Source organism: Bacillus halotolerans, assembly GCF_001517105.1.
Lineage (GTDB): Bacteria > Bacillota > Bacilli > Bacillales > Bacillaceae > Bacillus > Bacillus halotolerans.
Genome location: NZ_LPVF01000012.1, coordinates 327,812 through 342,535, shown reverse-complemented (window position 1 = coordinate 342,535; position 14,724 = coordinate 327,812). Strand labels below are relative to the sequence as shown.

Genomic DNA, 14,724 nt, shown 5'->3' with positions numbered 1-14,724 from the left:
ATGAAAAAACGGTTTTGGTTTCTTGCCGGTGTCGTGTCCGTAGTTCTCGCCATTCAAGTCAAAAATGCCGTCTTTATTGATTACAAAGTAGAAGGCATCAGCATGAACCCGACTTTTCAGGAAGGGAACGAACTGTTGGTCAATAAATTTTCACATCGATTCAAAACCATCCATCGTTTTGATATTGTTTTGTTTAAAGGCCCTGATCAAAAAGTGCTGATTAAGCGGGTAATCGGCTTGCCCGGTGAATCGATCAAATATAAAGATGATCAGCTGTATGTGAACGGAAAGCAGGTGGCTGAACCATTTTTGAAGCATTTGAAATCAGTTTCTGCCGGAAGCCATGTAACAGGTGACTTTACGTTGAAAGATGTGACAGGAACAAGCAAGGTGCCGAAAGGTCAATATTTTGTCGTTGGAGATAATCGCATATACAGCTTCGACAGCCGGCACTTTGGTCCGGTTAGAGAAAAAAATATCGTCGGTTTGATTTCCGATGCTGAACAAAAAGACGCCAATTGAAGCGGCGTCTTTTTTGTGCTGGTTTGGAAAAATGTGTTGAAGAAAAAATTGTAAGGAGTTATAATCAAAAATGTTACGAGTGTAACAAAAATATATTTGATTTTTGGTTTTTCTTTTATTTTTAGTGGTTTTTATTAGTTTTATATGAAACAAAAGGAGTGATTTAGATGAATGTTGAAGCAGTGATTATAGGAGGAGGACCGGTCGGATTTATGCTGGCTTCCGAGCTTGCGATGGCTGGGGTGAAAACATGTGTGATTGAGCGGCTTGAAAAGCCTGTTCCGCATTCTAAGGCACTGACGCTGCATCCCCGCACGCTGGAGCTTCTTGAGATGAGAGGGCTGCTGGAACGTTTCGTATCCATGGGAACCAAGATACCTTCCGGACACTTTTCGATGCTGGATACCCGTCTTGATTTTTCAGACTTGGATACGGGCTGTCCTTACACGCTTTTGCTTCCGCAGGCCAAAACAGAGCAGCTGCTGGAGGAACATGCGCGGAGCCTGGGAGCAGCGGTGTTACGAGGGGCAGAGGTGCTGGCGGTTACGCAAAACGAAGCAGAGGCGCAAATCATTTTCAAGGATCGGGACGGCAGTCTGAGGACAATCACAAGTATGTTTGCCATTGGTGCCGATGGAGCAGGAAGTACTGTCCGGAAACAGGCTCGAATTGAGTTTCCGGGAACAGACAGCACCATTACAGCAGCGCTTGGAGATGTGGCGCTCCTTTCTCCGCCGCCGTCAGGAGTGCTGTCCCTTTGCACAAAAGAGGGGGGTGTCATGATCGTTCCGCTTTCTCCGGGCCGATACCGTGTAGTCGTGATCAGCCCTTATCGCACGCAGACGCCGAAAGATGTGCCTGTCACTGAGGAGGAGCTAAAAACTGATCTCATACGAATTTGCGGGACTGACTTCGGTTTAACCGAGCCTTCCTGGATGTCACGGTTCGGGAACGCCGCACGCCAAGCGAAACGGTACCGCGACGGCAGAATCTTCCTTGCAGGGGATGCGGCGCATATTCATTTTCCAGCGGGCGGCCAAGGGCTGAATGTCGGCCTTCAGGATGCGATGAATCTTGGATGGAAGCTGGCGGCGGCCGTCAAGGGCGCTGCGCCTTCATGGCTTTTAGACAGCTATCATGAGGAGCGGCACCCGGCTGCAGAAGGGCTCCTGAGGAACACGGAGGCGCAGACGAAACTGATTGATTTCACTCAAGCAGGCCTCCATTTGCGGAGTATGATGTCGGAGCTGCTCGCCTTCCCTGAAGTGAATCGATATGTAGCGGGGCAAATTTCTGCGCTTGATGTCAGGTATGAAGCCGATCCCAATATGCCGCCGCATCGTTTGAACGGGTCAAGGCTCCCTGATATGGAGCTGATTCGTTCCGGCGGCAGTTCGGAACGGCTGTACAGCTGTCTCCAAAACGGGACATTCGTTTTGCTGTCATTGATGCAAGAAGCCGATGATCATAGCCGAATGAGAGGCTTACGCACGGTAAACGCCTCGCTTGCAGAACCGAATGAAAAGTTGCGGGACGTGCATACAATATTGATTCGCCCTGACGGACATGTTGCCTGGGCCGTGGATGCATCGGCGCCTGATTGTGCCGAGGTGATTCAAACAGGGATCAGCCGCTGGTTTTCCGTTACCAGCCGGGTGTAACGCAATTCGATTGTTTCATCTGTAACAAAACGGTATGATAGAAGAAACAATCGAATGAAAAAGGATGGAAAACCAGATGAATACAGATCATACGAAACGCAATCTTTTTGAATTATATGCGGAGCTCATTCATCAGCAGGAGAAATGGGAGGGGCTTATTAAAGCCTTTTTGGCTGATGAATTGAAGAAGCTTGATGCCGAGCACGGGAGTAAATCTCAATTGACGATGACAGAAATTCATGTTCTATCCTGTGTCGGGGACAATGAACCAATCAATGTCACGTCTATAGCAGAAAAAATGAATACGACAAAAGCGACTGTATCGCGCATCAGCACAAAATTGCTCGGCGCCGGCTTCCTTCATAGAACACAGCTCAGCGATAATAAGAAGGAGGTCTACTTCCGTTTGACGCCGGCTGGGAAAAAACTTCACAATTTGCATAAATATTATCATCAGAAGGTCGAACAGCGTTTTCTGTCATTTTTTGATCGGTATACAGAGGAAGAGATTCTTTTTGCGGAACGGCTGTTTCGGGATCTGGTGACAAAATGGTATCCGTCGTCAGAAGAGATGGAAGATGGTCTTCACAACGTTTTTAAATAAAAAACACGCACTGAGGTGGGTGTTTTTTACGTTTCTTCTTTCTTTTTCAAGATTGTAAGGTAAATCAGATTTCCTCCGGCTAAAATGATAAGCGGCAGTCCAGGGGAGCTGGATGTCACCAAATTATAAATCAGCCAGATTCCTAAACATATTCCATAATATAAGTGCATTGCTTTCTCGGGGTTGTCGCGCAGCAAACTCACTTTAAAAATCTTTTTCATTATAACGCCCCTATTCATTTTATGATTTCTCCTTTAGTTTACATGCATCTTCGGTTCATCTCAAAATTCGATCTTTGGCTTTTGATGCTTCCTCAGAATATGCTGAGGAAATTTTAGGTTTAGGTTTATTTTTGATGGGGAGCAACAGGCTAGTATACCTTGATTTATGGATGTATCATAAAACAATTCTGTAAATACCTTTGCTAGTCACCTGAACGCATCTCGGACAGGTACGGAATCATAATCACTTCTATCATCTACCATCTCCCATCTCCCTTGCTAAAACACTGTTTTCTCATGACAAAGAAGAGGACATTAAGTCCTCTTCTTACTTACGATATGTCTATTCGTATCTTTCATTTACACGTTTTTTACTGTGTTTTTGAAGCTTTGCTTTCAAGTGAAATAGGGTCTTCTGCTTTAGTTCTCCTAATCTTTACAGAAATACCTACTAGAATGACCGCCATCGTTGTAAAGATTCCCATGGTTAATAAGATCGTATCCTGATTTAAGCTCCATCCAATTAAGAAAGAGATGATCGCTCCTCCGAAACTTGCCGAAGCAATAAATAAACTTGTAACTTCGTCAACGTACTTCTGAATAATGATTGATGCTAGTGTTAAAGCAATGGGAAATATGCCCGCTATACTTAGACCAATCAAAAATGTGCCGCCCAATTGAAGTAAGGGGTTACTTATATAAGAGAAGGCGATCAACAAAACAATTAAACAACTGCAACTAAATAGGAGGTACTTAGAAAAATTAAGCCTTCTGCTTACGAAACCAATCAGTATTCTTCCTATGATGATCCCTACCCAGAAAAAGGAGACACTGATAAGACTGATTTGTTCATTGTCTTGGTTTATCATAATTGAAGGTAAAAAGTTGGCGAAATTTGTTTCAATACCAGCATATAGGAAAGCAAAAAATACAAAAAAGCCTAATTGCTTTGATTTTTTTCTGTCTCCTATAAAGTATTGAAATGCTCCTGCATCTGGCAAGGCCACTTGCTGGTTAGCATTCTTAGCATACTTTCGGTTCTTGGATAAGAAAATTAACCACCCTGCTAATAGGACGAACAAAAAGGTGAATATGCAGTAATACGGTAAAAACCAGTTATTGATATTGATGAAGGAATTAATTAATAATGGGAAAGTTAAAGCGCCTAATCCAAAGAGGACTTCCAGCTTACTCATTTTTTCTGCATTACTTTCGAAATTAGCAATAACAAAGGAACCAACTGTCGTTTCTAATGTACCTGCTCCATATCCTAAGAGAAAAGCCATTACAACAATATAATACCAATCCTTAGTGAGAAAAAAGATACTTAACGCTGCAAGCATTATGATCAAAGCTAAAGTAAGTGTCCTAAAGTGACTGTATTTCTTAATCATTAACGGTGCGATTAATACCCCGCTTAGGAATCCGGTAAACTGAAAGAAAATGATGACCGAAATATCATCTGTTGTCTTGTTAAAAGACTCTAAAAGAAATGGTGTCAAACTTCCTGTTGATATATGGATAATACCCACTGTGAAAAAGAAAGCATATCCAAATAAATATGTGCCTCTTAACATTCATTACACCCCTATATGAAAAAGCAGGAAAATAAATTCCTGCTTTTTCAGTAACTTATCTCTTCGAAATACTAGTTGACTGCTAAAACAGACATTGTTTGAGAGTTGCTATCTTTCTCAAAGAACATTTCTAATACTTCCTGAGATCTAAAACCATCGTGAAAAGAAGGGATCTCAACCCAATCTTTCTGAGTTGATGAAATCCAATTGATTAACTCGCTTCTAAAAGAATCAGCCCAACCATAAAATTCGTTTGGCGGATCATTTAATAGACTTTGCGGCACTGGGCAGTCTACCACGTTCAAGCCATCTATGAGCTTGTAAACGTGAGGGTTGCCTGTGTGGTATTTAAACTCTTTTTTGTGTCCAACTACCTCAATGCTAAAACCGCAGTCTTCAGGTACAGAACATTTTGATGTGATGATATTTACAAATACCTTGTTCTTCAGTTGACCGTATATTTCTGCATAGTCATCTACAAGTACCTGTTTATCCTCTTTTGTTTTTACATTTGTGTTCATCTTTGCCCTTACTGATTCTGTGATGAAATCACTCTCGAACAAATACCATACCATGTCGATAAGGTGAATACCCAGATCCCCCAATGACCCGCTGGTCTTCTTACTATTCGCGTCATCTCTCCAAGTAAACTTCTTACGTCTAAGGGCGCTGTTTTTCTTGAAGTGTACTTTTATGGACAGGATGTTACCTAGTTCATTATTGATAATTAAGCTTTTTAAGATATTTACGTAAGACAAATATCTATAATTAAATCCCATACTAGCTCTTACGTCTAACCTTTCAGCAGTATCTTTCATAATGCTTGCTTCCTCAAGAGAAATAGCCATAGGCTTTTCACACAATACATGCTTATGCTTTTCTAATGCTTGCAAAGCATGTTCTTTATGGCAAAAGTTTGGAGATGCTACAATTAAACCTTCTGAGACATCAATTAGTTCATCTACATTTTCATATGTCTTCCCGCCGAAAGTTTTCACAAAGCTTTCCGCATTTTGTTGATTTATGTCATACACCCCTACTAACTCTGCATTTTTAATTGTAGATAAAGCAGTTGCGTGCGCTCTTGCAATACCGCCTGCACCTATGATACCAATCTTCTTCATACTCTATTTCCTCCTCATTATCCAATTAATTTTTTTAAGGTATTGGTAATTCCTTTTGAGTACTCACTATCGGTTATCAGTTGGTGCAGATTTTTGGCTTCTTGTGTTGCATTTTTTAGTAGATATCCATTTCCTACTGCCTGTAACATACGAACATCATTTCCGCTATCTCCAAATGCGATAGCTTTTTCGGTATCTAGGTTGTATTTCTCTAGCATAAACTTTACAATTTCATTCTTTCCTGTTCCCATGGGTATAAAATCTACATCATAGCTGTCTTCTGGATCACCTGCTAAGGGATTGCAACGATTTATATTAACTGAAACTCCGTATTCCTCGCAGATCTTTTCGATTGCTAATAAATTTTTCTTGTCGTTTATTTCATCTTGTTCCTGATAATAAAAATTATGCTTATACCGTGACTTTCCTAATTGAGTTTGGGGATTCAAAAGAATGTTATGATTTTCATGTAACTGTTTCACAAGTATCTCAATCTTTTCTTTACTAAACTCTTCATTTATACGACTGTTCCACTCATTATCTTGCTGCCCGAAATTATGCTCTGAAAAGTACGTAATTTCAGTTCCAAGATCACTAGCTATAAAATGCGGGAAATATCTAAATTTTCCTCGTCCCATTTTATCGAGAATAGATTCTATACTACTCCCGGTAACCCATCCGATGAGCAGTTCCCCGGCTTTACTTTTTTGTTCTAGATAGTCTTCGAGTTCATATATCTCTTGTTGTTTTTGTTCATCGATTGTATGCGGAAAATACGTTTCATCAAAATCACAAAAAACAATATACTTAGGATGTTCAACCTTAGATAAGGTTTTATACTCTGACTTCTTGCTTAATAACATGAAACAGTCCCTCCACTACTCTGTCTTGTTCTTCTAAAGTAAATGACGGATATAATGGCAAATGCAGTACCTGGCTATGAGCTTTTTCCGTATGAACCAATTGGAGTTTTGTATACTTGTCCTGTACTAAAGGAGTTTTTTGCATATGAGACAGGATTGGATAATATACATCTGTTTGAACACCAAAATCTTCATTTAATTTCGTCATGATATTTGTCCTATCTTCTGTTCTTACCTTAATAGGAAACAGATGCCACACATGATCTTCACTTAATTCCGGTAATTCAATAAGACCTTTATTCTGTAATTCTGCTAATTGAGTAATGTATCTATCCGCCAAAAACAGTCTTTTGAAGTTGTTTAATGAAAGATACTTCATTCTCTCTAAACCAATAGCTGCTTGTAAATTGTCCATTTTTGAGTTAAGTCCAAAATCGATGACTTTCTTATTTTTCACATTTACTTCAAAACCATGATAACTAAATTGAATGCATTTTTTAGCGAGTTCTTCATTATCAGTTGCTATTGCTCCAGCCTTGCCACATACACCAAAATTTTTATATGGATTAAAACTTAATGTAGTTATGTCTGCATCCTTTCCTAAGTCGGTCAGTCCAATTCCTTGGCAAGCATCCTCAATTACTTTCAATTGATAACGATTTGCGATTTCACGGATATGCTTCATGTCTGAATGTTTTCCGTATAAATGCACAGGCAGAATAAATTTTGTATAAGGAGTTATTGCTTCCTCGATTTTGTTAGGATCGATGCAGAATGTTTGCGGGTTAATATCTACATAGACAGGAACGCCGCCCAAAGCTAACACAGCATTTTCAGTAGCTGCAAAGCTATTAGCTGGCATGATCACTTCATCCCCACGATTTAACCCTAAAGCCAATAATCCTATCATAATAGCATCCGTTCCACTGCTGGTTGCAATTACATACCTTTTATGTAAATATGTAGATAAAACAACTTCGAATTGCTCTAAATAGGAACCACTCGTAAATTTTCCAGTTGGCAAAACTGCAGTTAATGTATTTAAGATATCATTCACTTCATCATTGGTTATTAATCTGTCTACAGGCATAAAAGGGACTTTACTGATTTCACGATTTTTTTGGTAGTTGAAAAGGTCGTTTTCAATATCTGTGTTTTCTTTTAATACTTGTTTCCATCGCTCGTTTGCAATACTGTCTTCAATAACAAGTTCTTTTCCTTGCATGTCACCTTTTAAATGTTTTAGCAATAACATGTTTTCTTTACTTTTACCTGAAACTCTAACCTGTTTTTGCATGAACAGTACCTCCAATGATTTTTATAATCTGGAAAATTTGATACAAATTTATCCTAATTTCTGAAACCGATAACATGTCAATAACTTTTTTGAGGAAGGGAAAATATGCCTACAATTGATGAAATAGCAAAATTGTGCAATGTGTCTAAAACCACAGTATCAAGAGTATTGAATAATCATCCTTATGTATCAAAAGAAAAAAGAGATATGATCTTAGAGGCTATTAACGATCTTGACTACACTCCCAATTATTTAGCTCGGAATTTTAGGAGAAATAAGACACAAACGATAGCTTTATCGGTTCCGAGTATCGACCATCCATTTTTTGCTCAATTAATAAAAGGGGTCTCTCATGAGGCACTGTTTAAGAATTACAAGGTCATTGTATTTCAAACCTTTTATGACAAACAGACAGAGCTGGAATTATTAGAGTTATTGAAACACAAAGAAGTTGATGGCATTATTCTTGGAACTTTAGAAAATGAATGGGATAAGATATCCCCTTTCTTAAAGTATGGTCCTATCTTATTGTGTAATGAATATCATCACTCAGCGGACATCACGATCATTGGGTATGATGAATTTGAAGCCGCATACATGGGGGTAGCACATTTAATTGAAAGAGGACATAAAAAAATTGGATTTTGTTTTGATACTCCATATAGCGAAGCTCAATGTCAGAGGAGAGAGGGGTACTTGAAAGCTTTACAAGATTACAATTTACATCATAGAAACGAATGGATATTCGGTGAATTGTTTAATATCGAGGATGGCTTTCGTGTTTTTCATAAGATAAAGGATCTAAAGGACAGACCCTCAGCAATATTTACAGGAAATGATCAAGTCGCCGCAGGGATTATTAAACAGGCGATAAAAAATGGCTTTAAAGTCCCAGAAGACTTAGCTGTAATTGGTTTTGACAACCATTCGATTTGCCAAGTCGTGACTCCGACCATAACAACAATTGATATTCCCATAATAGAATTAGGTCAACAGGCTGTGTTGAAAATAATCGAGTATATTTCGGGTAACACTTCTTTAAACAGAAAAATTATTAAACTTCCAACAAATCTTATTATAAGAGAATCAACGTAACTAGAGATTTTCACTTCCTTATCATTTTATCTTTGTATAGAAAAAGAGGTTATTCATATGTAACCTCTTTTTCAATCAGGAAGCCTGTTTTGGAATTCTTATGGATGTTCTTATACCAAAAGTCGCTCTATTTAAAGATTCTTCATTACTCATTGCTCTATACGCTGTATCCATTTTTACTTATCATTCATTTGTGTCAGCAATTTTCAATCAACGCATTCTCAACAACGAAATATCTGGATTGACGCTTTTTACACTTACATTTCCTCATCTTGGTGGTTTGCGATTTAAAAGTTCTTGAATCCTTTTATTTCACTTACCTGCTCCATTTTGAAGTCTTCCATACTCTGCAGAATAGAGTCACCCCAAACCTTTTCTTCCTAAAGTCTACCATATGGAGATTTTCCCCAACTAGGCATTGCTGCCGCTTATCGAACTCTCTTTGCCTTTTTTTTCACCGTGAAGATGGTGAAGCAGACGATAAAACGGCGGCAAGAGGGCGATGACAAGGATGACGCGTGTGACCTGAACCGCAACGACAAAGGTCGAATCGGCATGCAATGTAACAGACGTCGTCGCCATTTCCGCAATGCCGCCGGGTGCAAATGCCAAAACAGAGGTGATCAGCGAAATCCCTGTCAGTTTGGAAACGATCACCGCGCTTAAAAGCATAGCGGCAATTAAGCCGACTGATGAAATGAAACCGACGATCATGATACGTGTAACGCCGGCAAACATGCTTTTGTACATCTTAGAACCGATTGTAGCCCCCAGAAATATCTGCGAAAGATGGTTGGCTTGTGACGGCCACCATGCAAGCATGTCATGGCCTGTTATTGAAGCGCCGCCTATGTGCACGGCCGCTACACCGAGCATACTGCCGAGCAGCCACGGAGCGGGAAATTTTAAATATTTTGCCGCTTTACAAGCTCCCCAGGCAACGAAAATGAGAACGCCGGTCCACAGTACGGGAGCGAGCCCGATTTCTGTCGTGGCAGCGGATACCGTTTGTGTTGCGGCATTTGCAGGGCCATCTTGTTTAGCGTAAATCAGGATAACCAAAAACGGAATAGACAGGACCACGAGCAGCACCCGCATCATTTGAACGAGACTGACAATAGCGGTGTTGGCACCGACCTCCTGAGCAATACTCGGCATGGCGGACAGTCCGCCGGGAGCCGTGCCGACAAAGCTGGTCATCATATCCGTTTTGCTGAAACGCCAAAGCACATAGCCTGACAGCATGGCAAGAAGTATCGATAAAATCAGCATGATGCCGACCGAAAACCAATGATCTTTGAGGACAGACAGAACGGATAGGTTCAGCTTTTGGCCCAATTCAATGCCGAGGATCATCTGCCCGAGAGCGAGCCACCGGCGGTTAATTCCTTTTTGGTCTGGCGCCATCATCAGCCAAGCCGGCCGTATCATAGCGAGACAGCAGGCGACAATCAGCGTTCCGATCATCCACCCGATCGATATTCCGGTTAACGAAAGAATAAACCCCCCGGCTGCACTGATTGCGATAAACCATAGATCTGTGAGGAGATTTTTGTCTTTCTTCAATATAAAACCCTTCTTCCTATTAACTTACAGTTCCAATTGTTCATGTAGTGAATGTATCATTACTATAGTATATTTTTGTTGATAATGAAATTATGAATTTTTTTCTGTCAGCCATTCACTTTTCTTATGACATATATTCAATCCTCTCCATGATATGAGACTGCAAGAAACCGGCGGCGAGAAGACACACGGAAAGAGTGTAAAACATGATTTCCCCGCCAAATGAAGTCAGGATCAGTCCGCCGGCCAGCGGCCCGATTGACCGTGAAATATCCCAATGCAAGCCGTATATCGCATAGAAACGGCCGAGCATATGCGGCGGCGCCAGCCGGGAAATAAAGGTTTGGATATGAGTGAGTCCGATGCTTTCTCCAACCGTCATCACGGCCGCAGTCAGCATAAGCAGCGTCAAAGATGTTGAGAATGCAAAGCCGGCGGCCGCAAGTGAGTAGCTGATATAGGTGATGAGAAGAATCGTTTTCATCGGAAACTTTTCTGTCCATTTTACTAAAGGGACTTGAAGAACAAAGCTTAATAAAGCTTTTGCCGCCGAGTAGATTGCCAGCATGGACAGGTAATCAGGAAACATACTTTTGCTGAACAGCCTGTATGTCGTTTCTGTTTGCGCGTATAACATGCTGATTGGGAGAGAAAGCAGCAAAAGGATCAAAACAGGCCGATATCTTGTGAAACTCGCGGATAATGCTGCGGGATGATCTGCTTTTAGCGGCTTTGTTTCTGGTAATTTAAAGGCGGCGATAAGAAAATAAATGAACAGTGCCGCGGCATCTAATGCAAATATCCAAACGGGATCATGAGCGTACAGCAGCAGCCCAAGCAGCGGACCTGCTGTCAAGCCTGCTGAGTAGATGGCATTGATGACGGCAAAAACTTCCGACCGTCTGTTTTCCGGCGTGCTTTCGGCAATCTGTGCGCGTGATGCAGGAATGTACAGGGATCTTCCGATGCCGTTGAGGATATAAAGGAAAGCGAAAAAATATGCATCGTGAGCTAAAACAAAACCCGCCATTGCCGCTGTTTGCAGAAGCAGGGCAGTAAGGATCGCTGTTCGCCGTCCGAGCTGATCTGTCACCCGTCCCGCTATGAGTGTCAGGCAAATATCAGCGAAGGGCTGAAGACTGATGATCAGCATGGGAAGCATCACGCTTCCGTTTAATTGCTCATGCAGATACAGCACCATAAACGGCCCCATCATGGCCCCTGTCAGGCTTGTCAGCATTTCGCCGAAAAATCGGAGCCAAACGGGTGCTGTGTAGCGGGATGTAATTGATTGGAAGAGGATAAACATGTAATTTCCGCCTTTCGCTGTTTGATATAGTAGTAGTGTATAGAAGGGGCGGCGGGCCAAAAAGAGAAGAAAATAAGAGAAAAAGATTCCCCTTTTTTGTCAGGAGGTCAGGGATTGAAGCTAATTGACCATTATGTGACGCTCGCAAAAGCTGAGAGCGGCGAACCGGGACAGATGAAGGAAATGCCGCTCAGTGAGATTGCGGCATGTTTATATTGTACAGAGAGAAATGCGAAGCTGATTTTACGTAAGATGGAGAGCGAAAAGTGGATCATTCGCGAAAGCGGATCGGGGCGCGGCCATAAATCAAAAATCGCTTTTCTCCGTCAGCCGGAAGATTTGCTGCTTCAAACTGCCAAGGAATATACAACAGCCGGTAAACTTGAAAAAGCAAAAGGACTGCTTGACCAGTATCAGCCGGCGTTTCCGGGGATTCAAAATAGGTATGACATGTGGTTTTCTGAGGTGTTCGGTTTTGTAACAGAAACCGGACAGGATGGTGAACAGGATGTGCTGCGCTTGTTTATAGCCCCAGCAGCGGTAAGCAGTTTTGATCCGTGCAGGATCTTTCTGCGGTCAGAGGGCCATTTTGTCAAGCAGATTTATGATACACTGCTCCGATTTGATCGGGAAAAGAGAGAGCCGCAGCCGCATTTAATCCACGGATGGAATAAGGCGGGGAAAAAACGGTGGAGATTTTTTCTTCGGAAAGGCGTTTCTTTTCATAATGGAAAGCCATTGACGTCAAGGGATGTTGTATTTACGTTTCAGCGTTTTATGGATCATGATGAAAATCCATATAAATGGATGCTGAAAGGTGTTGAACGGATTTCAGAGAAAGGGCCTTTTTGTGTGGACATTGAGCTCGATCAGCCGAATGAGCTTTTGCCATATATTCTTTGTGATGAACGGCTGTCTATCCTGCCGGCAGAAACGAACGGCGGGGTGAATGGGACGGGACCTTTTTGCCTTGTTCAGCATGACGAACACATGCTCATTCTTCAAGCCAACGAGCGGTACTTTAAAGGCCGGGCATTCTTAGATCGTATTGAGTTTGTGTTTTCTGAGCAAGCAGATGATATGTACGGTTTTACCCTTCGAGAAAAACAGAAACCTTCTGAGCGGCAAACTGTTTTTGAAGAACGGCATGTTCAATATTTGTCACTAAACCTCAGAAAGAAAGGGCCGCTTCAGCATCCGGGCTTGAGAAAAGCCCTTCGGCTGCTGATTTCGTCTGAACAGCTCGTTCGTGAGGCGGGAGGGCACAGAAGCAATCCGGTATCATCTTTTTTTCACCCGGCGCCTTTTGACTGGGGAGACGCTTCACCTGCGGAATTAATGAAAAAAAGCGGATATGCGGGGGAAATGCTGTCACTGTTTACCTTTTCTGAAACGGATCATCGCGAGGACGCAGCATGGATTCAAGAGGTTTGTGAACGGAACGGCATTAGGCTTGAGCTGCAATTTTGTACTGCTGCCGATTTGCGCCGCCCGGAAATCGTACAAATGGCTGACATCATTCATGACAGCGCAACGTTTTGTGAAGAAAGCGAGTTTGGTTTTTTGCATTTGCTGCTTTCGGAGAACAGCTTTTTGCATCAGCATCTTTCAGATGAACAGAAACGGACATTTTCAGAAATGATAGAACGGTTTTTCTCATTGCCCGACAGGTCTTCCAGAATGAATATAGTAAAACAAATTGACTGTCAGATTATAGGAGATGTCAGCGCGATTCCGCTGTATCAAAATGTGCTTGAGGTAGCATCGAGTGAGACTGTTGAGGGTCTGATGCTGGATGAAGAGGGGTGGATTGATTTTTACTCTGTATGGCTGTCAAAAGAGTGAAGAGGGCTCTCATTTGACCCCTCTCATGCTTCGTTACGCAGCCATTTTGCGGCAGTGATCGGCGCAGGCAAAACAAGACGTCGCACACGCTTGGCAATGATCATGATCATGCTTTTCGCATTCAGTGCCGCAGGCTTCACAAATATCGGCGCAAAGTGCGCAAATTTCTTTCATAAAGGGGCTGTCCGTTTGCATGGCTTTCACTGCCAGCGCGCAAATATCCGCACATTCCCTGTCAAGCCGGATGCAGCCGCTCAGATCGTGGTGCGCACTTTCTTCCAAACATTTTGTAAAACAATGGTTGCAAGCTTCCATACATGTGATACAAGCTTCAATGGTTTGCTGCATGCTTGATTCCCCCTCATATGTTCGTGTATGATTTTATGTTTCCCGGCTGAGGTTAAGAAAAACAGTGGAGTGTGTTTTAGGGGGAGATGGTGTAAATATAATCTGATCGTGTCGATCAAAATCAGGTGCTAGCGATCCATCAAATAGTATAAAAACCAGACAGCATGGTTTTGTTCATCTCGTGCGGCGCGCGTAAAGATACCCTTTGCCTTTACATTTGAGGTTTCCTCAGCTGCGCGTAAGTAAAAGTCAACGGTTTTCTGTTCATCTTTAAAAGCGGCATCAAGTCCTCTTGTAAAAGTGTCCGGGCATTTTTCTGTTTGTTTCGGCATGATAGGTTTGCCTGTAATGGCTCCGTATAATGAGGAGAAATCACGGAGATGGCGGATCTCATCGCGCCTGATTTCTTCAATTTGTTTTCTGACATCAGCAGGGTGGGCAAGTTCAGCAAGCCTGCGATAGCATTGAACCGCGCTGAATTCTCCGTTGATGGCTTTCTGGAGATTTTGAATCAAAACAGGGTCTTCCCGGTATTGCGCTGGATAAGGAAAATAGCTGTAATACAAGGGGGTTCAACTCCATTCTTAAGGAATTGGGCTTCTGTAAAAGTATATGTGAGGCCAGAAAACATGTGCGGAGAAATTCAGCTTCTTATAAATGAAAAGGCCGTTTTTACCAATAGATCAGATTGG

The 14,724-nt window shown here is 42.0% G+C and carries 13 protein-coding genes and 1 pseudogene; 5 read left to right on the top strand and 9 right to left on the bottom strand.

Annotated features, from left to right (window positions below; translation table 11 throughout):
• The 3 genes from lepB (at window position 1) to AU387_RS17040 (ending at window position 2,787) form a co-directional block, all read left to right on the top strand.
• Window positions 1-522: a signal peptidase I gene (gene lepB, locus AU387_RS17050; protein WP_044156498.1), complete on the top strand. Its 522-nt coding sequence runs from the start codon at window positions 1-3 to the stop codon at window positions 520-522.
• A 167-nt stretch (window positions 523-689) separates the two neighbouring features.
• On the top strand, window positions 690-2,183 hold the full coding sequence (locus tag AU387_RS17045) for a monooxygenase (protein WP_059336342.1): 1,494 nt from the start codon (window positions 690-692) through the stop codon (window positions 2,181-2,183).
• 76 nt (window positions 2,184-2,259) lie between these two features.
• Window positions 2,260-2,787, top strand: a complete 528-nt coding sequence (locus tag AU387_RS17040) for a MarR family transcriptional regulator (protein WP_044156494.1) — start codon at window positions 2,260-2,262, stop codon at window positions 2,785-2,787.
• 26 nt (window positions 2,788-2,813) lie between these two features.
• On the opposite strand, the gene AU387_RS17035 is transcribed toward AU387_RS17040, so the two are convergent.
• The 5 genes from AU387_RS17035 to ntdA all read right to left on the bottom strand — a co-directional run bounded on the left by AU387_RS17035 (window position 2,814) and on the right by ntdA (window position 7,869).
• Window positions 2,814-3,008 (bottom strand): hypothetical protein, encoded by a 195-nt coding sequence (locus tag AU387_RS17035; protein WP_059293208.1) that lies wholly within the window; start codon window positions 3,006-3,008, stop codon window positions 2,814-2,816.
• Between the two features lie 371 nt (window positions 3,009-3,379).
• Entirely contained in the window at window positions 3,380-4,585 is a 1,206-nt protein-coding gene (glcP, locus tag AU387_RS17030; protein ID WP_059336340.1) for a glucose/mannose transporter GlcP, read from the bottom strand.
• 71 nt (window positions 4,586-4,656) lie between these two features.
• Window positions 4,657-5,709, bottom strand: a complete 1,053-nt coding sequence (gene ntdC / locus AU387_RS17025; RefSeq protein ID WP_044156492.1) for a glucose-6-phosphate 3-dehydrogenase NdtC — start codon at window positions 5,707-5,709, stop codon at window positions 4,657-4,659.
• 17 nt (window positions 5,710-5,726) lie between these two features.
• Entirely contained in the window at window positions 5,727-6,572 is an 846-nt protein-coding gene (ntdB, locus tag AU387_RS17020) for a kanosamine-6-phosphate phosphatase (RefSeq protein WP_059336339.1), read from the bottom strand.
• The gene (gene ntdA / locus AU387_RS17015; protein ID WP_059336337.1) at window positions 6,544-7,869 is read right to left on the bottom strand and encodes a 3-dehydro-glucose-6-phosphate--glutamate transaminase; all 1,326 of its coding nucleotides are present in this window, start codon (window positions 7,867-7,869) and stop codon (window positions 6,544-6,546) included. Before ntdA ends, ntdB begins: the two co-directional genes overlap by 29 nt.
• A gap of 105 nt (window positions 7,870-7,974) precedes the next feature.
• Between ntdA and ntdR the strand changes: the two genes are divergently transcribed.
• Window positions 7,975-8,964 (top strand): NTD biosynthesis operon transcriptional regulator NtdR, encoded by a 990-nt coding sequence (ntdR, locus tag AU387_RS17010; RefSeq protein WP_024120832.1) that lies wholly within the window; start codon window positions 7,975-7,977, stop codon window positions 8,962-8,964.
• A 411-nt stretch (window positions 8,965-9,375) separates the two neighbouring features.
• Here the strand turns inward: ntdR and AU387_RS17005 are convergent, their stop codons facing one another.
• Both AU387_RS17005 and AU387_RS17000 read right to left on the bottom strand, forming a co-directional pair.
• On the bottom strand, window positions 9,376-10,530 hold the full coding sequence (locus AU387_RS17005; RefSeq protein WP_059336335.1) for an AbrB family transcriptional regulator: 1,155 nt from the start codon (window positions 10,528-10,530) through the stop codon (window positions 9,376-9,378).
• 107 nt (window positions 10,531-10,637) lie between these two features.
• Window positions 10,638-11,839 (bottom strand): annotated as a pseudogene (locus tag AU387_RS17000) (MDR family MFS transporter).
• 114 nt (window positions 11,840-11,953) lie between these two features.
• On the opposite strand from AU387_RS17000, the gene AU387_RS16995 reads away from it, so the two are divergent.
• Window positions 11,954-13,684, top strand: a complete 1,731-nt coding sequence (locus tag AU387_RS16995; RefSeq protein ID WP_059336333.1) for an SgrR family transcriptional regulator — start codon at window positions 11,954-11,956, stop codon at window positions 13,682-13,684.
• 33 nt (window positions 13,685-13,717) lie between these two features.
• On the opposite strand, the gene AU387_RS16990 is transcribed toward AU387_RS16995, so the two are convergent.
• Both AU387_RS16990 and AU387_RS16985 read right to left on the bottom strand, forming a co-directional pair.
• Window positions 13,718-14,032 carry a four-helix bundle copper-binding protein gene (locus AU387_RS16990; protein WP_044156484.1) on the bottom strand — a complete coding sequence of 105 codons (315 nt, stop codon included), beginning with the start codon at window positions 14,030-14,032 and terminating at the stop codon, window positions 13,718-13,720.
• Between the two features lie 128 nt (window positions 14,033-14,160).
• A complete protein-coding gene (locus AU387_RS16985) occupies window positions 14,161-14,598 on the bottom strand; it encodes a ferritin family protein (RefSeq protein WP_044156482.1) in 438 nt (145 codons plus the stop codon).
• Window positions 14,599-14,724 lie beyond the last annotated feature (126 nt).